Consider the following 19473-nt stretch of genomic DNA (forward strand, 5'->3'; position numbering starts at 1 on the left):
AGAACATGAGCGAGAACAAACTGCCCCCGCGCCCGATGCGCCTGTCCGGCCTCGAGCCCTTTAGCATCGACGACGACACGCTGTTCGTCAACGTAGGCGAGCGCACCAACGTGACCGGCTCCAAGGCCTTCGCGCGGATGATCCTGAACGGCCAGTTCGACGAGGCGCTGGCGGTGGCGCGCCAGCAGGTCGAGAACGGCGCGCAGATCATCGACATCAACATGGACGAGGCCATGCTGGACTCGAAGGCCGCGATGGTTCGCTTCCTGAACCTGATCGCCTCCGAGCCGGACATCGCGCGCGTGCCGATCATGATCGACTCGTCCAAGTGGGAAGTGATCGAAGCCGGCCTGCAGTGCGTGCAGGGCAAGCCGGTGGTGAACTCGATCTCGCTGAAGGAAGGCGAGGAGCAGTTCCGCCACCACGCCGAGCTGATCCGCCGTTATGGCGCGGCCAGCGTGGTGATGGCCTTCGACGAGAAGGGCCAGGCCGACACGTTCGAGCGCAAGACCGAGATCTGCAAGCGCAGCTACGACGTCCTGGTCAATGAAGTCGGCTTCCCGCCGGAAGACATCATCTTCGACCCGAATATCTTCGCGGTCGCGACCGGCATCGAGGAACACAACAACTACGCGGTCGACTTCATCGAAGCCACGCGCTGGATCAAGCAGAACCTGCCGTACGCCAAGGTGAGCGGCGGCGTCTCCAACGTGTCGTTCTCGTTTCGCGGCAATGACGTGGTGCGCGAGGCGATCCATACCGTGTTCCTGTACCACGCGATCGGCGCGGGCATGGACATGGGCATCGTCAACGCCGGCCAGCTCGGTGTGTATGACCAGCTTGACCCCGAGTTGCGCGAACGCGTTGAAGACGTGGTCCTCAATCGCCGCGAGGATTCCACCGACCGCCTGCTGGAAATCGCCGACCGCTTCAAGGGCGGCGGCGCGAAGAAGGAAGAGAACCTCGCCTGGCGCGGCACGCCGGAGCAGCCGGTGCCGGTGGGCCAGCGCCTGGCGCACGCGCTGGTGCATGGCATCACCACCTTTATCGTCGAAGACACCGAGGAAGTCCGTCAGCAGGTAGAGGCGCGTGGCGGCCGCCCGATCGAGGTGATCGAAGGCCCGCTGATGGATGGCATGAATATCGTCGGCGACCTGTTCGGTGCCGGCAAGATGTTCCTGCCGCAGGTGGTCAAGAGCGCGCGCGTGATGAAGCAGGCGGTGGCGCACCTGCTGCCCTACATCGAGGAAGAAAAGCGCCTGCTGGCCGAGGCCGGCGGCGATGTGCGCGCGCGCGGCAAGATCGTGATCGCCACCGTGAAGGGCGACGTGCACGACATCGGCAAGAACATCGTGTCGGTGGTGCTCCAGTGCAATAACTTCGAGGTCGTCAACATGGGCGTGATGGTCCCGTGCAACGAGATTTTGGCCCGCGCCAAGGTCGAGGGCGCGGACATCGTCGGCCTGTCGGGACTGATCACGCCGTCGCTGGAAGAAATGGCCTACGTCGCGTCCGAGATGCAGCGCGACGATTACTTCCGCGTGAAGAAGATCCCCCTGCTGATCGGCGGCGCGACCACTTCGCGCGTGCATACCGCGGTAAAGATCGCGCCCAACTACGAGGGACCGGTGGTGTACGTGCCTGACGCCTCGCGCTCGGTCAGCGTGGCATCGAGCCTGCTGTCCGATGAAGGCGCGGCCAGGTACCTGGATGAACTGAAGACCGACTACGACCGCATCCGCACCCAGCACGCGAACAAGAAGGCCACGCCGATGGTGACGCTGGCGCAGGCACGCGCCAACAAGACGCCGATCGACTGGAGCGCGTACGCGCCGACCAAGCCGAAGTTCATCGGCCGCCGCGTGTTCCGCAACTACGACCTGGCCGAGCTGGCCAACTACATCGACTGGGGCCCGTTCTTCCAGACCTGGGACCTTGCCGGCAAATTCCCCGACATCCTCAACGACGAGATCGTCGGCGAGTCGGCGCGCAAGGTGTTCTCGGACGGCAAGGCGATGCTGTCGCGCCTGATCCAGGGCCGCTGGCTGAGCGCCAACGGCGTGATCGCGCTGCTGCCGGCCAACACCGTCAACGACGACGATATCGAGATCTACACCGACGAGACCCGCAGCAAGGTCGCGCTGACCTGGCACAACGTGCGCCAGCAGAGCGAGCGCCCGGTGGTCGATGGCGTGCGCCGGCCCAACCGCTGCCTCGCGGACTTTGTCGCGCCCAAGGACAGCGGCATCGCCGACTATGTCGGCATGTTCGCCGTCACCGCCGGCCTGGGCGTGGACAAGAAGGAAGCCCAGTTCGAAGCTGACCTCGACGACTACAGCGCGATCATGCTGAAGGCGCTGGCCGACCGCCTGGCCGAAGCCTTCGCCGAATGCCTGCACGAGCGCGTGCGCAAGGACCTGTGGGGCTACGACGCGGCCGAGCAGCTTACCAACGAGCAGCTGATCGCCGAGTCGTACCGCGGCATCCGCCCGGCGCCTGGCTACCCTGCCTGCCCCGAGCACACCGTCAAGGGCCCGATGTTCCAGTTCCTCGACGCAGCCGAGATCGGCATGGGCATCACCGAGTCGCTGGCGATGACGCCGGCCGCTTCGGTCAGCGGCTTCTACCTGGCGCATCCGGAGTCGACCTACTTCACCATCGGCAAGATCGGCCAGGACCAGCTCGACGACATGGTGGCGCGCCGCCATGAAGAGCGCGCCACGCTGGAGCGCGCACTCGCGCCCAACCTGTAACCGCGTGCGACGGCGCAGCGGTGCCGGTATCGGCACCGCTGCGCAGCGCGGAGCCTTGATGCAGCAGGGAAAACCTGCGTGGCAGGCCGCATCCGCCCCATGTCAGCGTTGTTTGCGGTGCATCACAACTCCTTACACAGCCTTTCAACTCCTCACAGACCGGTGCCGGCAGCGTCCCTAGACTGAAGGCTCGATTCACGCACAACACCACGGCGTGAACACCGCGGCGAATGTTTCGCTGCGGGGCACCCTGAAAGGAGTCCTTCCATGAAGAAACTGCTGATCTCCCTGTCCGCTCTGTCGATCGCCGCTGCTTCCTCGCTCGCCATGGCGCAAGGCACTGGCGCCTCCGTGGGGACCAAGGCTGATGTGGGCGCTTCGGTGACCACGCCGGCACCGTCTGCCGGCGGCGCGCTGGGTGGCGCGACCGGTGCCGCGACTGGCGCCGCGGACAAGGGCCTGTCGACGGCGGGCTCGGCGGCCGACAAGGGCTTGTCGACCGCGGGTTCGGCAGTTGGCTCGGCGGCCGACAAGACCACTGGCGCGGCCGCCGATGTGGGCGCAGGCGCCAAGGCCGAAGCCGGCAGCAAGGCCAAGCATGGCAAGCAAGCCACCAAGTCGGCCAAGAAGTCTAAGGCTGACGCCAGCGTCGGCACCGAGGCGGGCGCCAAGGTGCAGTAAGCTCGCCGCCAGTCGGCACAGGCGCGCAGGCCATGGTGGCCTGACGCGCCGCAGCAAAGCGGGACGGACTCCAGGCCGTCCCGCTTTGCTTTTGTACGTCAGGCCTCGCAACGTGGACCGCAGGCGTGCGCCATGTGCGCTCGACGCGTTGTGGCCGCGCGTCATGTCAGCCTGACACCGACAGCCCGCGCGCGCGGCCGGCACTACAATGACAGCAACGCAAGCGGTTCCGCCTGCACCCGACTGCACCGGGCAATGTGCCGGTCCGTTCAACCCCGTGGAGCCCCACATGATCCGCGTCTTGATCGCTGACGATCACGAGATTGTGCGTGCCGGGCTGCGACAGTTCATTTCCGAAGAGCCCGATATCCAGGTGACTGGTGAAGCCGGCAGCGGCGACGAAGTCATGGCGCGGCTGCGCGACGCCGAGTTCGATGTGCTGGTCCTGGATATCTCGATGCCCGACCGCAACGGCATCGACGTCCTCAAGCTAATCCGGCAACGCAAGCCTGAACTGCCGGTGCTGATCCTGTCGACCTACCCGGAAGACCAGTACGCCATCAACCTGATCCGTGCCGGTGCTTCAGGCTACCTGACCAAGGAAAGTGCCCCCGACGATCTCGTCAAGGCGATCCGCACGGTGGCGCAGGGGCGGCGCTATGTCAGCGCCACGGTGGCCGACCTGCTGATCGGGGGGCTCGACAAGCCGACCGAGCAGCCGGTGCACCAGATGCTGTCCGAGCGCGAGTTCCAGATTTTCTGCAAGCTCTCGCGCGGGCAGTCGGTGTCGGTGATCGCCGACGAATTATTCCTCAGCGTCAAGACCGTCAGTACCTATCGTTCCCGCATCCTGGAGAAAATGGGCATGAAGACCAACGCTGACCTGACTTACTACGCCATCAAGAACGGCCTGGTCGAGTAGCGGCACGCCGCGGGCCGCATCGCGGCCTGCGGCGGATCGCACCGGACCGGGCCTGCAAACGAGAACATGTCGGAGCAGGCTTCGAACACTTCCTACCGGGCGCTGAGCATACTGCTGATCGAAGACTCGGCGGTCCTGCGAGGCATGTTGCTCGAATACCTGAAGGACTTCCCGTTTATCGAGAACGTGGACTGGGCCGACACTGAAGCCATGGCCCTGCGCCTGCTCGACGCCGGCAAGTACGACGTCGCCATCGTCGACCTGCAGCTGCGCCAGGGCAACGGCATCAATGTGCTGCGCGCAATGCAGCGCAAAGGCACGGACACCGTGCGCATCGTCTATACCAACCACGCCCAGGTGCAGATGTATCGCAGCCAGTGTGCCGATGCGGGCGCCGATTATTTCTTCGACAAGTCGCTGGAGCTGGAACAGGTGTTCCGCGTGATCGAGGAACACGCGGCGACGGCGTCCTGATCCCGCAAGGCATCCCTCAGGCAGCGACCCTCAAAGCTCCCATCAAGCTTCCCATCAAGCTTCCCATCAAGCTTCCCATCAAGCTTCCCATCAAGCTTCCCATCAAGCGCGCGCAGGCTCTTCGCCTTCCGGCTCTTCCGCCGGCGCCAGCACCGACGCCGTCAGTGGCACCTCGATGTGGATGCGCACGCCCGCATGCGCCGACGAGTCGATCTGCATGCTGCCGCCCAGCGCGGTGACGCGCTGCTCCATGCCCAGCAGGCCGTGGTGGCCGGCGGTGCTGCCGGCGTCGAAGTCGGGCGGCAGTCCCTTGCCGTCGTCGCGCACGGTCAGCGTGAGCAGGTCGTCGCGGCATGCCAGGCAGACTTCGACGCGCCTGGCTTCCGAGTATTTGCTGGCATTGGTCAGCGATTCCTGCACGATCCGGTACAGCGCGATCGCCGCTTCGTCGCGCAGCGCAGGCAAATCCTCGGGCACGCTGACGTCGATCTCCCAGCTGTTGCGCGCGCCGACATCCTCCACCAGCTGGCATACCGCGGCGCGCAGGCCGAGGTTGAGCAGCACGGTGGGGCGCAGGTCCTCGATCAGGCGGCGCTTGATCTGGATGCCCTGGTCGACGTGCAGCATCACGCGCGTGAGGCGCTCGGCGCCTTGCGGATGCGCCTCCTGGATCTGGCGCCGCACCCAGTGCAGGTCGAGCTTGATGGCGGTCAGGATCGCGCCCAGCTCGTCGTGCAGCTCGCGCGCCAGGCGCGTCTTCTCATCCTCGGTGACGCGCTGCAGGTGGGCCGCCAGCGCCGAAAGCTGGCGCGTGCGCGCGCGCACCTTGCGGTCCAGCTTGGCGCTTTCGTCTTCCAGTTGCGCACGCACCGCATCGGCCATGGACAGGCGCTTGGCGTGGCCTACGCCGACCGCGAGCATCAGGACGATGTTGATCGCGGTCAGCAGGCCGATGCCATAGCGCGACAGCTGCACGTCGTTCTCCGCGCCTTCCAGCCGATGCGAGACCGAGCCCGCCTCGCGCGCCTGCAGCTGGTCGAGCCCGCGCCGCGCGTTGTCCATGGTCTGCTTGCCGTAGTCGGTACGGACCAGATCCAGCGCCACTTCCAGGTCGCGCTTGCCGTAGACCAGCGTCAGCGCCATCTCGTTGAGCTTGCTGTTGATCAGCTTGGAGGTGTCGCCGAACATCTTCAGCCCCTCCGCGTCGTTGGCGTAGTCCGCGCGGATCTGCGCCATCAGCTCGGCGATGCGCGGCAGTGCCTTGTAGTAGGGCTCGAGATAGGTTTCCTTGCCGGTCAGCAGGAAGCCGCGCTGGCCGGCCTCGGCATTGACCAGCTCGCCGTTGAGCGCGGCCAGCTCGGTCTGCACGCGCTGCGAGCGGATCACGTCGGTGTAGCTCTCGCGCAGCCGGATATTGCCCGTTTCCGACGCCACCAGCACCGCCAGCGTCAGCACGATGCCACCCGCCAGCAACAGCGTATGAGGAAGAAATGACTGCTTGAACATGGGGGCAGATTTCCTGTAGTTGAGGCGCGCCGCTTGCCCGCGCAGCGCCAGGGAGCGCTCATGGAATCACATCGATCCGCATGGGTCAACCTTGATGCGTCGGGCGTGCCGCACCCGTATTGCCGTGCTGTAGGACTCGGCTGACAGCCGAATCGGCTCGCTGTCGGTATTGGTGCGGCGGCTGGCTTCCTACGATGAGGCTATGAGCTTGCACCTTGTGGCGCAAGTCTTCACTTGGGCCCCGGGCCAGTGCCGGCCCGGTCAGCCATCTTCGGGAGCCTAGCCATGCTGCACTATGCACTCGTATTTTTTGTTATCGCCCTGATCGCGGCGATCTTCGGCTTCGGCGGTATCGCTGCCGGCGCCGTGGAAATCGCCAAGATCCTGTTCTTCATCTTCCTGGTCGTGGCGCTGGTGGCCGCGGTGATGGGCCTGGTCCGCAGGCGATAGCGCCGGCCACGTGCCGGCTCCTGTGCCGATCGCAACCTGAGGAGACCCCATGCTGACGCAAAACCCCAAAGTCCGGAAGGAACTGAACCACTTGACCGACAGTGCCGACAGCGCCATCCGCCATATCAAGCACGCCGCGCGCGATTCGCGCGAGGCCGCCGCGCCGGTTTCCGGCGAGGTCAAGGCGCTGATCGCCCAGCTTGAGCACACCATTGAAGTGCTGGCGCGGGAAGGCTCGGCCGAAAGCCTGCGAGCGGGCCAGCGGCTCCGCGACCGTGCCAGCGAGATGGCGCACAAGCTGCGCGACCAGACCACCGACAGCATGATGCGCGCCCGCGACCGCATGGACGGTGCGGTCGAACACTCGCGCCAGCGCGTTGTCGAATCGCCGCTCAAGGCTGTGGCGATTGCCGCGGCCATCGGCGCGGTGATAGGCCTGCTGCTGGCCAACGGCCGCCACCACGAAGAAGAGTAGGCCTGGTGGCACCGGGCCCCGCCGCGGCGGGGCCACTGAAAGCATTCCCCCCCTTTCCGGCGCCCTCGTCCGGAAGCCCGGCAACCTCAACGCGGTGCCGGGCGCTTTTTTTTTGCGCGCGCCGCGCGTGCGGCGTCGCGCAGGTGTGCCGCCAGCGGCTACACGCCCCACAAGACGTTGGCCCCTTCCCGCTGCGAGGCGCGCAGCATGTCCAGGAAGGGATAGGCGCGCTGTCCCAGGTGCAGCGGCTCTTCCTCGTCCTCGTCGGCGGCGGCCCGCTCCTCGACCGCCGAGCTGGCGGGGTGGTCGCGGCGGGCATCGACCACCGCCGCTTCCAGCTTCTGGATCGCGCGTGGCAGTTCTTCGACGGTGATCACCCCCCGTTCCCCGAGATGCTTGCCGATGATGCCCAGCAGCGTGATGGCCAGATCCTTCATCATGATCAGGTCTTGCGCAGCATGGGATTTGAAGGTGATCAGCATGGTGTGGTTTCCTTTTACGGACATGCGGGGGACGGCGTTCCCGGGGGCGGGCCGCCGCATGGATTGTGGCCCGGGGCCATCTTCGCGCATGATGTCAGCATAGCACCTGATAAAATTCCGCGTTCCCGATTCCAATGCCTGATATGCGGCGCGGCGTACCGTTGCCGTCACATGCCGTTTCAGGGCGTTGGTGTCGCGTTTAAGTGGCTTGGACCAGCCGTCCAAAGCCGTCCAGACGCGGCGCCTGAATACTTGCCCACAGGGCTTCCGACATCCATGCTGCCTGTTCAGACCTCCAATCTCGCCGCCGCGTTCACCGATGCCGTGCGTGCGCTCGCCCCGGCCGATGCCACCCTGCCCGCCGTCACTTTCGAGCGGCCCAAGGCGGCCGCCCACGGCGACCTTGCCTGCAACGTCGCCATGCAGGTCGCGCGCGCGCTCAAGAGCAATCCGCGCGAGCTGGCGCAGCGCATCGTCGCCGCGGTGCAGGCCGATGCGCGTGCGCAGGGCCTGGTCGAGGCCATGGAGATCGCCGGTCCCGGCTTTATCAACCTGCGCCTGACCCCCGCCGCCAAGGCCGAGGTGCTGCGCGCGGTGCTCGCCGAGGGCGACCACTACGGCGCGCGCGAGCGCGGCGTGCACGGCCAGGTGCTGGTCGAGTTTGTCTCCGCCAACCCGACCGGCCCGCTGCACGTCGGCCACGGGCGCCAGGCGGCGCTGGGCGACGCGCTGGCCAACCTGCTGTCGTGGCAGGGCTTCCACGTTCACCGCGAGTTCTACTACAACGACGCCGGCGTGCAGATCCAGACCCTGGCGCTGTCAGTGCAGGCGCGGGCGCGCGGCCTGAAGCCGGGCGACGCCAGCTGGCCCGAGTCCGCCTACAACGGCGACTACATCGCCGACATCGCGGCCGACTTCCTGGCCGGCAAGACCGTCAGCGCCTCGGACGGCGAGCCGGTGACCGCGTCGGGCAACGTCGAGGATATCGACTCGATCCGCAAGTTCGCCGTGACGTACCTGCGCAACGAGCAGGACATCGACCTGCAGGCCTTCGGCGTCAAGTTCGACCGCTACTACCTGGAGTCGTCGCTGTACAGCGACGGGCGCGTGGAAGCCGCGGTGCAATCGCTGGTCGCCAAGGGCAAGACTTACGAGAGCGAAGGCGCGCTGTGGCTGCGCACCACTGACGACGGCGACGACAAGGACCGCGTCATGAAGAAGACCGACGGCACCTACACGTACTTCGTGCCGGACGTGGCCTACCACACCACCAAGTGGGAGCGCGGCTTCAGCAAGGTCATCAACGTGCAGGGCAGCGACCACCACGGCACCATCGCGCGCGTGCGCGCCGGCCTGCAGGGCCTGGACATGGGGATCCCCACGGGCTACCCCGACTACGTGCTGCACAAGATGGTCACCGTGATGAAGCACGGCGAGGAGGTCAAGATCTCCAAGCGCGCCGGCTCCTACGTCACCGTGCGCGACCTGATCGAATGGTCCAACGGCCAGGATGACACCTGCGAGACCATCCGCGGCTGCCTGGAGCAGGGCGTGGCCGACTGGCCGGAGCACTTCACCCGCGGCCGCGACGCGGTGCGCTTCTTCCTGCTGTCGCGCAAGGCCGATACCGAATTCGTGTTCGATGTGGACCTGGCGCTCAAGCAGAGCGACGAGAACCCGGTGTACTACGTGCAGTACGCCCACGCCCGCATCTGCTCCATCTTCGAGTCGTGGGGCGGCGCAGAATGGGAGAGCCGCCTGGCCGAGCTGGCCGGCGCCGACCTGTCGGCCGTCACCGGCCCCGAGGCCAGCGCCCAGGCGCAGGCGCTGGGCCGCCGCCTGGCCGAGTTCCCCGACATGCTGTCGGCCGCCGCCTCGGAGCTGGCACCGCATGCGGTCGCCTTCTACCTGCGCGACCTCGCCGGCGATTTCCACGCCTTCTACAATGCCGACCGCGTGCTGGTCGACGACGAAGCCGTCAAGCGCGCCCGGCTGGCGCTGCTGGCCGCGACGCGCCAGGTGCTGCGCAACGGCCTGGCGGTGATCGGCGTCTCGGCGCCGCGCCGCATGTAATTGATGAGCGCAAAGAAGGGCGCAAAGAAGGGCGCAAAGAAGGGCAAACAGGGCCGCCCGGCGGTGGCCCTATAATCCCGGCATCACCTAAGAGGACTTCATGCAACAGCAACGCAAGCGCGATGTGCGCAAGGCCCGCCGCAGCCAGCAGCGCGGCGGAACGTTCCTGGGCCTTGTGCTCGGGCTGATCGTCGGGCTGGCCATCGCCGTGGTGGTCGCCCTGTACATCACCAAGTCGCCGACGCCGTTCCAGCAGAAGAACGCGCCGCGGCCGAGCGAGCCGGGCAATGTCGCCAGCCAGTTGCCGCCGCCGGCCAAGCGCGCCGACGAGGGCCCGACCGACCCGAACAAGCCGCTGTGGAGCAAGACGCCGGCAAAGCCGGTGGGCCAGGCCCCGGAGCCGGAGCCGAAGCCGAGCGCCCCGCAGAGCCAGTCGAGCCAGTCGAGCCAGCAGAACGGTCACCAGAATGGCCGCCAGAACGGCGAGCCTCCGGTGGCGGTCACCCGCCCGGCCGAGAAGCCGGTGGAAAAGCCGGTTGAAAAGCCCGCCGACAAGCCCGTGGCCACCAAGCCGGCCGAAAAGCCGGTGTCCGACCCGATCGCCGAGATCGCCCAGGCCGACGCCAACAAGGTCGGCTACCTGCTGCAGGTGGGCGCGTTCCGCTCGTCCGACGATGCCGACCGCCAGAAGGCCAACCTGGCGATGCAGGGCTTCGAGGCCCGGATCACCGAGCGCGATGTCAACGGCGTCAAGATGTACCGCGTCCGCATGGGCCCGTACAACCGCATCGAAGACATGAACAAGACGCGCGACCGGCTGCAGTCGTCGGGCTTCGAGGCGTCCGTGATCCGCTTCACCAAGCAGTAATGGTCAGCGGGAACCCCGGCTCGGGCGTTATGCGCCTGGGCGGGTACGCCCGGCCACGAAAGCGTCATAAATACGCCGTAACCAACGCAACACCCTTGTCACCACCGCGGTCGGCGCCCGGGCTGAACCGGACGTCGCCGCCGCGGTCATACGCTCATCGACCCAACTGCAAGGCCGCACCAAGATGAAGAAACTCGCCGCACTGTTCGCCATGTTCGCCGCCGTGGGCGGCCTGCTGATGTCCGCGCCGTCCCAGGCCGCGCCCACCGAGGGCAAGGAATACCAGGTCCTGAAGGCGCCCCAGCCGGTCACGCCGGGCAAGATCGAGGTCACCGAGTTCTTCTGGTACGGCTGCCCGCACTGCTTTGACTTCGAGCCCGACCTGGAAGCCTGGGTCAAGAAGCAGGGCAACAACGTCGTGTTCAAGCGCGTGCCGGTTGCCTTCCGCGACGACCTGCTGCCGCACACCAAGATCTTCTATGCGCTGGAAGCCATCGGCAAGCTCGACGCCATGAACATGAAGGTCTTCAACGCCATTCACGTCGAGCGCAAGCGCCTGCTCGACAGCAACGAGATCGCCGACTTCATGGCCAAGAACGGCGTCGACCGCAAGGCGTTCCTGGACGCGTACAACTCGTTCACGGTGACCACCAACGCGCAGCGCGCCAACAAGATCGCCGACGCCTACAAGATCGACGGCGTGCCGACGGTGGTGGTGCAGGGCAAGTACGTGACCTCGCCGTCTATCACCGGCAACAAGCAGGGCGCGATCCAGGCCATGGATTACCTGGTGGAGCAGGTGAAGGCGAAGAAGATGTAAATGTGACTGGCGGCCTTGTGCAGGCCGGTGGTTAGCCAAACGGCTGGTATCCTGTACCAGCCGTTTTTTCATTTCGGACAGCCTTCTTCCTCCCATGCGTCCCCTCAAAGTCTTCCTCACTGGCGCCTCCAGCGGACTCGGCCAGGCACTCGCGCGCGAATACGCATCGCAGGGCGCCATCCTCGGCCTGGTCGCCCGGCGTGAAGACGCGCTGCGCGAATTCGTGGCGACGCTGCCGAACCCGGGCGCGGTGCGCGTCTACGGTGCCGACGTGCGCGACGCCGACGCGATGGCGCGCGCGGCGGAGGACTTCCTTGGCCATTTCGGCTGCCCGGACGTGGTGATCGCCAATGCCGGCGTCTCGGTCGGCACCGTCGCCAGCGAACGCGAAGACCTGGACGCCTTCCGGCAGGTGATGGACACCAACTGGTTTGGCGTGCTGACCACCTTCCAGCCCTTCCTGCACGCGATGCAGCAGCGCGAACCCGGTCCCGGCGGCAAGCGCGGCACGCTGGTCGGCATCGCCAGCGTCGCCGGCGTGCGCGGGCTGCCGGGTGCCGGTGCGTACAGCGCATCCAAGTCGGCGGTGATCAAGCTGCTGGAAAGCCTGCGGCTGGAGCAGCGCGCGCTCGGCATCCGCGTGGTGACGATCGCGCCGGGCTATATCCGCACGCCGATGACCGCGAAAAACCCGTACCGGATGCCGTTCCTGACCGATGCCGACGTGTTCGCGCGCAAGGCCGCGCGCGTGATCGCCGCCGGCCGGCGCTTCCGCGTGATTCCGTGGCAGATGGGCGTGGTGGCGGGGCTGATGCATGTGATGCCGCGCTGGCTGTACGACATGCTGGCGACCGGCGCGCCGCGCAAGCCGCGGCGTGGAGAAAGCAAGGAGCCCTGAACATGTGGACCGATGCCATTGGCCAGCAGCACGCCGCCGCAAGCGGCGAGGTGCGCATCGCTTCGCTGGTGCCATCCGTGACCGAACTGCTGTTCGCGCTCGGGCTGGCGCCGCAGATGGTGGCGCGCACCGGCTTCTGCATCCACCCCGAACCGGCCGTGCGGGCGGTGCCCAAGGTCGGCGGCACCAAGGACGTCAGGGTGGCGCGGCTGCGCGAGCTGGCGCCCACGCACGTGGTGGTCAATATCGACGAGAACCGGCGCGAGACGGTCGACGAGATCCGCGCCTTCGTGCCCAACGTGATCGTCACCCATCCGTGCGCGCCGGAGGACAATTTGCCGCTGTACCGGCTGCTGGGCGGCATTTTTGGCCGCCATGCCGAGGCCGAAGCGCTGTGCGCGGCCTTGCAGGCCGAGCTGGGTGCCATCCACGCGCGCCCCTGGCCGGCGCGCCGCGTGCTCTACGCGATCTGGCAGGACCCGTGGATGACGGTGTCGCGCGACACCTATATCAGCCGCATGCTGGCGCTTGCCAACTGGCAGACGTGGCCGGGCGATGCAGGCAATGCAGGCGCCGTGCAGGCGTGCGCGGGCGGCGACTGCAGCCGCCCCAATGCCCCCGGCGAACGCTATCCCACGTTCCGCTGGAGCGATGCGCTGGTGCGCGAGCTCGACCTGGTGCTGCTGTCGACCGAGCCCTATCGCTTCACCGAAGACCACGCCGACGCGCTTGAGCGCCAGCTCGGCAAGCCGGTGCTGCTGGTCGACGGCGAGATGCTGTCGTGGTACGGCAGCCGCGCGGTGGACGGCGTGCGTTACCTGGCGGCGCTGGCGGCCGCCAACTGACTTGCGCTGTCAGGCAGCGCGGAAGCGGTACACGCCGTCGTCATCCAGCTGCCGCACCAGTTCGCCGCGGTGCCACAGCAAGTGCAGGTGCGCCAGCGATTCACCCATGGCGAAGGTCATCTGGTGGATGTCGAACTGGCGCTTGAAGATCACGCTGACGATATCGTGCGCGCAGCACGGCTTCTCGCCGCAGGCTTCCAGCGTTTCGGCGAGGCGGTCGGCGTGGTGCTCGCGCAGCTGCATGATGCGGGTATGCAGGTTGCGGAACGGGCGGCCGTGCGAGGGCAGGATCAGCACGTCCTGCGGCAGCGGCTCATACTTGCCCAGCGAATCCAGGTAAAGCTGCAGCGAGTTGCCTTCGGGCTCCATGTCGAACACGCTGACATTGGTCGAGATGCGCGGCAGCACCATGTCGCCGGACACCAGCACGTTGGTTGCTTCGTTGTACAGCGCCACGTGCTCGGGTGAATGGCCGAAGCCGGTGATCACGCGCCAGCCCGAGGTGGCCGTGTCGGTGCCGATCCGCACCGTGTCGCCTTCCATCAGGCGGCGGTACTGCATCGGCAGGTCGGGCACCAGCGACGGGTAGTAGGTCTTGCGCGCGCGCAGCTTTTCCTGGCTGTCGGGATCGGTCAGGCCATGCAGCGCGAAGTGTGCGGCGGCGGCGTCGCCGCCCGCGCTGGAACCGGCGCCGGTGCCGGTGCCCATCACGCGCGCGCTCATGTAGTCGCCCAGGCTCATCCACAGCCGCACGTCGAAGCGCTTGCACAGCCAGTGCGCCAGGCCAACGTGGTCCGGGTGGCTGTGCGTCACCAGCACGCGCAGCACCGGCAGGCCTTCCAGCTCGTTGGCGAAGATGGTTTCCCAATGCGCCTTGATGGTGTCGTTGGTGATGCCGCAGTCGATGATGGTCCAGCCGTCGCGCCCGTCCAGGCGGTCGCGCAGCAGCCACAGGTTGATATGGTCGAGGGCGAACGGCAGCGGCATGCGCAGCCAGTAGACGCCCGGGGCGACTTCCTGCCTGGTGCCGGGCTCGGGCATGGTGTCGCCGAACGGGTATTGGAGCTGGTGTTCGAGTGCGTTCATGAGGAGTCTCTTGTTCGAAGCCTTGTGCCGCGCCGGATCAGTGTGGTGCCGTGCGGGGGCAGGCGGGCTTTCTCGTTGCCGGTCATGGCGCCTTTCCGCCTTTCCAGAATCTGGAGGGCGTAAAAGCGCCAGTTGCCAGTCGCCGGGGTTGACGCTAACGTAAACGTCAACTCTGGCGGTTCGTCTCCATCTTAAGCGAAAACTTGACTTCGCAACGAACGACCGTTCACTTTACTGGGCGCACCCATGGCAGTCACGCAAAATCCCGCCTCCGCAACCTACACCATCACCGACCTCGCGCGCGAGTTCGATGTCACGCCCCGCGCTATCCGCTTCTACGAGGACCAGGGCCTGCTGTCGCCCGAGCGTGAAGGCCCCGGCGGCCGCAAGCGGGTCTACAACAGCCGCGAGCGGACCCGGCTGAAGCTGACGCTGCGCGGCAAGCGGTTAGGACTCACTCTCAATGAGATCCGCGAGATCCTGGATCTGTACGAGTCGCCGCGCGACACCACCCCGCAACTCGAACGCTTTCTGCACGCGCTCGCCGCCCACCGCGGCGCGCTGGAGCGGCAGATGGAAGACCTGCAGGCGCAACTCGCCGAGATCGACCAGCACGAGCGCCACTGCCGGGACTTGCTGGCTGCGCAGGCCGGCGGCAAGCCCGCGGCCACGGAGGGCGGCGATGCGCCGGCCCGGAAACGATCGGCCTGATGCATCACCTGGCACGGCTTCCGTGCCGATTCGGATTGACGTTTACGTAAACGTAAATAGAATACTCCAACGCCCTCACCCCGGAACCCTGCCATGACGCCTGCCAACGCCAGTGCCCTGCCAGCCGAACGCGCTGAACTCGCCGAACCCGAAGCGCTGTCCGCAGCGCGCGCCGATGCCATCGCCACCAGCTTCTCGCGCCAGGGGCTGATGACCAGCTTCGGCGCCACGCTGCAGCGGGTGGAGCGCGGCGAAGTCGAGATCGCGATGCCGTGGTCCGACGGCGTGACCCAGCAGCACGGCTTCTTCCACGGCGGCGCGGTTGGCGCGCTGGCCGACAGCGCCTGCGGCTATGCCGCGCTGTCGATGGTGGGCGAGGGCGAGGCGGGCCTGACCGCCGAATACAAGATCAACCTGCTGTCCCCCGCGCAAGGCGAACGCCTGGTCGCGGTGGGGCGGGTGCTGAAGCCCGGGCGCACGCTGATCGTGGCGCAGGGCGAGGTCTATGTCGAGCAGCAGGGCCGCCGCAAGCAGGTGGCCACCATGCTGATGACGCTGTGCGTGGTCAAGACCCTGGACCACGTCTGAAGCACGAATACAAACCGAATCCAAACAGGAGACCGACATGACCGAACTGCCAGGCCTGAAATTCGATCTGGGCGAAGACATCGAGATGCTGCGCGATTCCGTGCGTACGTGGGCCCAGGCCGAACTGGCCCCGCGCGCGGGCGAGATCGACCGCACCGACCAGTTCCCGATGGACGCCTGGAAGAAGATGGGCGACCTCGGCGTGCTCGGCATCACCGTGGCCGAGGAATACGGCGGCGCCAATATGGGCTACCTGGCGCACATGATCGCGATGGAAGAGATCAGCCGCGCGTCGGCGTCGGTCGGCCTGTCGTACGGCGCGCATTCGAACCTGTGCGTGAACCAGATCCACCGCAACGGCACGCCGGCGCAGAAGGCCAAATACCTGCCGAAGCTGGTGTCGGGCGAATGGATCGGCGCGCTGGCGATGAGCGAGCCCAACGCCGGCTCCGACGTGGTCAGCATGAAGCTGCGCGCCGAGTTCAAGGGCGACCGCTACGTGCTCAACGGCACCAAGATGTGGATCACCAACGGCCCGGACTGCGACGTGCTGGTGGTGTACGCCAAGACCGAGCCCGAGCTGGGCGCGCGCGGCATGACCGCATTTATCGTCGAGAAGGGCATGAAGGGCTTCTCGGTGGCGCAGAAGCTGGACAAGCTGGGCATGCGCGGCTCGCACACCGGCGAGCTGGTGTTCGAGGACGTGGAAGTGCCGGCCGAGAACATCCTTGGTGCCGAAAACGGCGGCGCCAGGGTGCTGATGAGCGGGCTGGACTACGAGCGCGCGGTGCTGTCGGGCGGCCCGGTTGGCATCATGCAGGCGTGCATGGACGTGGTCACGCCCTACATCCACGACCGCAAGCAGTTCGGCCAGAGCATCGGCGAGTTCCAGCTGATCCAGGGCAAGGTGGCGGACATGTACACCACGCTGCAGGCGGCGCGCAGCTACCTGTACACGGTCGGCAAGAACCTGGACGCGCTCGGCAGCGGCCACGTGCGCCAGGTGCGCAAGGACTGCGCCGCGGTGATCCTGTACACGGCGGAAAAGGCCACCTGGATGGCGGGCGAGACCGTGCAGATCCTGGGCGGCAACGGCTATATCAACGAATACCCGGCCGGGCGCCTGTGGCGCGATGCCAAGCTGTATGAGATCGGCGCCGGCACCTCGGAGATCCGCCGCATGCTGATCGGCCGCGAGCTGTTCGCGGAAACGATGTAAGGGGTGCCGGGGGTGCCGGGGGCGCCGGAATCACCTCCGGCGCCCCCGGGCATCCGGAGCGCTCCCCCAGAACCCATTTACAATCTCACTACCCGTCGCAAGACCGTCACGCAGTCGCCCCCGTCGACCCATGTCCCACTTCCCCAAACTGCTTTCCTCGCAGATTGCCTTCGATGTGGCGAGAACGATGCTCGACGGGTTCGACAAGCACTACCGGCTGTTCCGCGAGGTCAGCCACCAGGCCAAGCTCAAGTTCGAGGGCGGCGACTGGCACGGGCTGCAGCAGATCCAGCGCGACCGCATCGCCTTCTACAACGAACGCGTGCGCGAATCGAGCATCATCCTTGAAGACGAGTACGACGCCGAGAACATCGACGACGAGATCTGGCAGCAGATCAAGCTGCACTACATCGGGCTGTTGACCAATCATCACCAGCCCGAGCTGGCCGAGACCTTCTTCAATTCGGTCTGCACGCGCATCCTGCACCGCTCGTACTTCAACAACGATTTCATCTTCGTGCGTCCGGCGATCTCGACCGAATACATCGAGAACGAGGAATCGCCGACGCGCCCGACCTTCCGCGCGTACTACCCGGGCAGCCGCGCGGGCATGGCGGGGTGCTTCGAGCGCATCGTGCACAACTTCCAGCTGGAGCGCCCGTTCGAAGACCTGGAGCGCGACATCGGCTACGTGGTGCGCGCCATGAGCGAGCATTTCGGCGATTTCCGCATCGCGCCGAATTTCCAGATCCACACGTTGTCGTCGCTGTTCTTCCGCAACAAGTCGGCCTTCATCATCGGCCGGATCCTGAACGGCGACCGCACCTTCCCGCTGGCGATCCCGATCATCCACGGCCCGTCAGGCCAGCTGGTGCTGGACACCGTGCTGCTGAAGAAGGAACAGCTGCTGATCCTGTTCTCGTTCACGCATTCCTACTTCATGGTCGACATGGAGATCCCGTCGGCCTACGTGACCTTCCTGCGCGACATCATGCCGCGCAAGCCGCGCGCGGAGATCTACACGACGCTGGGTTTGCAGAAGCAGGGCAAGAACCTGTTCTACCGCGATTACCTGCACCACCTGCAGCATTCGTCGGACAAGTTCATCGTCGCGCCCGGCATCCGCGGGCTGGTGATGCTGGTGTTCACGCTGCCGTCTTACCCGTACGTGTTCAAGGTCATCAAGGATTTTTTCCCGGCGCCCAAGGAAACCACGCGCGAGCTGGTCAAGTCCAAGTACCAGCTGGTCAAGCAGCACGACCGCGTCGGCCGCATGGCCGATACGCTGGAGTACTCTGACGTGGCGTTCCCGCTGTCGCGCTTCGACGAAGCGCTGGTGCGCGAGTTCGAGCAGCATGCGCCGTCGATGATCGAATACCAGCGCGGCAAGCAGGGCGGCGAGGAGATCGTGGTGCGCCACGTCTATATCGAACGCCGCATGACGCCGCTGAACATCTACCTGCAGGAAGGCTCCGACGAGCAGGTCGAGCACGGCGTGCTGGAATACGGCAACGCCATCAAGGAACTGATGGCCGCCAACATCTTCCCGGGCGACATGCTGTACAAGAACTTCGGCGTCACGCGGCACGGGCGCGTGGTGTTCTACGACTACGACGAGATCGAGTACCTGACCGACTGCAATATCCGCCACGTGCCGCAGCCGCGCAACGAGGAAGAGGAGATGTCGGGCGAGGTCTGGTACACGGTACGTCCGCACGATATTTTTCCCGAGACCTTCCGCACGTTCCTGCTGGGCGACGCGCGCGTGCGCGCGGCGTTCCTGCGGCACCATGCGGACTTTTTCGACCCTGCCATGTGGCAGGGCCACAAGGACCGGCTGCTTGCCGGACATGTCCATGACTTCTTTGCCTATCACCCTACAGAGCGATTCATCAACCGCTACGGCGCTGCCGCCGTGCTGCCTGCCGCCGACCCTGCAAGGAGAGTCGCATGAGTGACGCCATCGCCCAACTGTTCCGCAACAACCGCGACTGGGTGGACCGCGTCAACGCGGAAGATCCCGCGTTCTTCACTCGCCTGGCCAACCAGCAGGCGCCGGAATACCTGTGGATCGGCTGCTCCGATTCGCGCGTGCCGGCCAACCAGATCCTGGGGCTGGCGCCGGGCGAGGTGTTCGTCCACCGCAATATCGCCAACGTGATCGCGCACAGCGACCTGAACGCGCTGTCGGTGATCCAGTTCGCCGTGGAAGTGCTCAAGGTGCGCCATATCACCGTGGTGGGCCACTACGGCTGCGGCGGCGTCAAGGTCGCGCTCAAGCGCGAGCGCATCGGCCTGGCCGACAACTGGCTGCGCCATGTGCGCGATGTGGCCGACAAGCATGAGGCCTACCTCGGCACCATCCTGCGCGAGGAAGACGCCCATACCCGCCTGTGCGAACTCAACGTGATCGAGCAGGTCAGCAATATCTGCCAGACCACGGTGATCCAGGACGCCTGGGACCGCGGCCAGGCCGTCACGGTGCACGGCTGGATCTACGGCGTGTCCGACGGATTGCTGCGCGACCTGGGCATGGCCGCCAGCAACAACGACGAACTGCACGAGCAGCTCGCCGCGGCCTACCGTCAATACGGCGATCCGCCGCAGGCGTCGATCCGCTGA

At 66.2% G+C, this 19473-nt stretch carries 19 protein-coding genes; 16 read left to right on the forward strand and 3 right to left on the reverse strand.

Annotated elements, in window-relative coordinates; genetic code table 11:
- Positions 1–5: 5 nt before the first annotated feature.
- The 4 genes from metH (at position 6) to CTP10_RS00495 (ending at position 4830) form a co-directional block, all read left to right on the forward strand.
- The gene (gene metH / locus CTP10_RS00480) at positions 6–2753 is read left to right on the forward strand and encodes a methionine synthase (RefSeq protein WP_116322372.1); all 2748 of its coding nucleotides are present in this window, start codon (positions 6–8) and stop codon (positions 2751–2753) included.
- A 267-nt stretch (positions 2754–3020) separates the two neighbouring features.
- Positions 3021–3434, forward strand: a complete 414-nt coding sequence (locus CTP10_RS00485) for a hypothetical protein (RefSeq protein ID WP_116322373.1) — start codon at positions 3021–3023, stop codon at positions 3432–3434.
- A 289-nt stretch (positions 3435–3723) separates the two neighbouring features.
- A complete protein-coding gene (locus tag CTP10_RS00490; RefSeq protein ID WP_116322374.1) occupies positions 3724–4356 on the forward strand; it encodes a response regulator in 633 nt (210 codons plus the stop codon).
- 66 nt (positions 4357–4422) lie between these two features.
- Positions 4423–4830: a response regulator gene (locus tag CTP10_RS00495; RefSeq protein WP_116322375.1), complete on the forward strand. Its 408-nt coding sequence runs from the start codon at positions 4423–4425 to the stop codon at positions 4828–4830.
- 102 nt (positions 4831–4932) lie between these two features.
- On the opposite strand, the gene CTP10_RS00500 is transcribed toward CTP10_RS00495, so the two are convergent.
- Positions 4933–6336, reverse strand: coding sequence for a sensor histidine kinase (locus CTP10_RS00500; RefSeq protein WP_116322376.1), 1404 nt, complete (start codon positions 6334–6336; stop codon positions 4933–4935).
- A 285-nt stretch (positions 6337–6621) separates the two neighbouring features.
- Here CTP10_RS00500 and CTP10_RS00505 point away from each other — a divergent pair, with 285 nt between their 5' ends.
- Positions 6622–6786, forward strand: a complete 165-nt coding sequence (locus CTP10_RS00505) for a DUF1328 domain-containing protein (protein ID WP_029047756.1) — start codon at positions 6622–6624, stop codon at positions 6784–6786.
- Positions 6787–6835: 49 nt separating this feature from the next.
- The gene (locus CTP10_RS00510; RefSeq protein ID WP_116322377.1) at positions 6836–7261 is read left to right on the forward strand and encodes a DUF883 family protein; all 426 of its coding nucleotides are present in this window, start codon (positions 6836–6838) and stop codon (positions 7259–7261) included.
- Positions 7262–7419: 158 nt separating this feature from the next.
- On the opposite strand, the gene CTP10_RS00515 is transcribed toward CTP10_RS00510, so the two are convergent.
- Positions 7420–7743, reverse strand: coding sequence for a DUF1840 domain-containing protein (locus tag CTP10_RS00515; protein WP_116322378.1), 324 nt, complete (start codon positions 7741–7743; stop codon positions 7420–7422).
- Between the two features lie 276 nt (positions 7744–8019).
- On the opposite strand from CTP10_RS00515, the gene argS reads away from it, so the two are divergent.
- The 5 genes from argS (at position 8020) to CTP10_RS00540 (ending at position 13247) form a co-directional block, all read left to right on the forward strand.
- Positions 8020–9816: an arginine--tRNA ligase gene (gene argS / locus CTP10_RS00520; protein ID WP_116322379.1), complete on the forward strand. Its 1797-nt coding sequence runs from the start codon at positions 8020–8022 to the stop codon at positions 9814–9816.
- Between the two features lie 100 nt (positions 9817–9916).
- Positions 9917–10684, forward strand: coding sequence for an SPOR domain-containing protein (locus CTP10_RS00525; protein ID WP_116322380.1), 768 nt, complete (start codon positions 9917–9919; stop codon positions 10682–10684).
- A gap of 184 nt (positions 10685–10868) precedes the next feature.
- On the forward strand, positions 10869–11504 hold the full coding sequence (locus CTP10_RS00530) for a thiol:disulfide interchange protein DsbA/DsbL (RefSeq protein ID WP_116322381.1): 636 nt from the start codon (positions 10869–10871) through the stop codon (positions 11502–11504).
- Between the two features lie 94 nt (positions 11505–11598).
- Positions 11599–12402, forward strand: a complete 804-nt coding sequence (locus CTP10_RS00535; RefSeq protein ID WP_116322382.1) for an SDR family oxidoreductase — start codon at positions 11599–11601, stop codon at positions 12400–12402.
- A 2-nt stretch (positions 12403–12404) separates the two neighbouring features.
- Entirely contained in the window at positions 12405–13247 is an 843-nt protein-coding gene (locus CTP10_RS00540) for a helical backbone metal receptor (protein WP_116322383.1), read from the forward strand.
- A gap of 9 nt (positions 13248–13256) precedes the next feature.
- On the opposite strand, the gene CTP10_RS00545 is transcribed toward CTP10_RS00540, so the two are convergent.
- The gene (locus CTP10_RS00545; protein WP_116322384.1) at positions 13257–14333 is read right to left on the reverse strand and encodes an MBL fold metallo-hydrolase; all 1077 of its coding nucleotides are present in this window, start codon (positions 14331–14333) and stop codon (positions 13257–13259) included.
- A gap of 246 nt (positions 14334–14579) precedes the next feature.
- Between CTP10_RS00545 and CTP10_RS00550 the strand changes: the two genes are divergently transcribed.
- The 5 genes from CTP10_RS00550 (at position 14580) to can (ending at position 19473) form a co-directional block, all read left to right on the forward strand.
- The gene (locus CTP10_RS00550; protein WP_116322385.1) at positions 14580–15044 is read left to right on the forward strand and encodes a MerR family transcriptional regulator; all 465 of its coding nucleotides are present in this window, start codon (positions 14580–14582) and stop codon (positions 15042–15044) included.
- Between the two features lie 93 nt (positions 15045–15137).
- On the forward strand, positions 15138–15632 hold the full coding sequence (locus CTP10_RS00555) for a PaaI family thioesterase (protein WP_116322386.1): 495 nt from the start codon (positions 15138–15140) through the stop codon (positions 15630–15632).
- Positions 15633–15669: 37 nt separating this feature from the next.
- Complete coding sequence (locus CTP10_RS00560; protein WP_271815440.1) at positions 15670–16851, forward strand: isovaleryl-CoA dehydrogenase; 1182 nt, start codon at positions 15670–15672, stop codon at positions 16849–16851.
- A 130-nt stretch (positions 16852–16981) separates the two neighbouring features.
- On the forward strand, positions 16982–18805 hold the full coding sequence (gene aceK, locus CTP10_RS00565) for a bifunctional isocitrate dehydrogenase kinase/phosphatase (protein ID WP_116324008.1): 1824 nt from the start codon (positions 16982–16984) through the stop codon (positions 18803–18805).
- Positions 18802–19473, forward strand: coding sequence for a carbonate dehydratase (can, locus tag CTP10_RS00570; RefSeq protein WP_116324007.1), 672 nt, complete (start codon positions 18802–18804; stop codon positions 19471–19473). Before aceK ends, can begins: the two co-directional genes overlap by 4 nt.

It is taken from the genome of Cupriavidus sp. P-10, assembly GCF_003402535.2.
Classification (GTDB): Bacteria; Pseudomonadota; Gammaproteobacteria; order Burkholderiales; family Burkholderiaceae; genus Cupriavidus.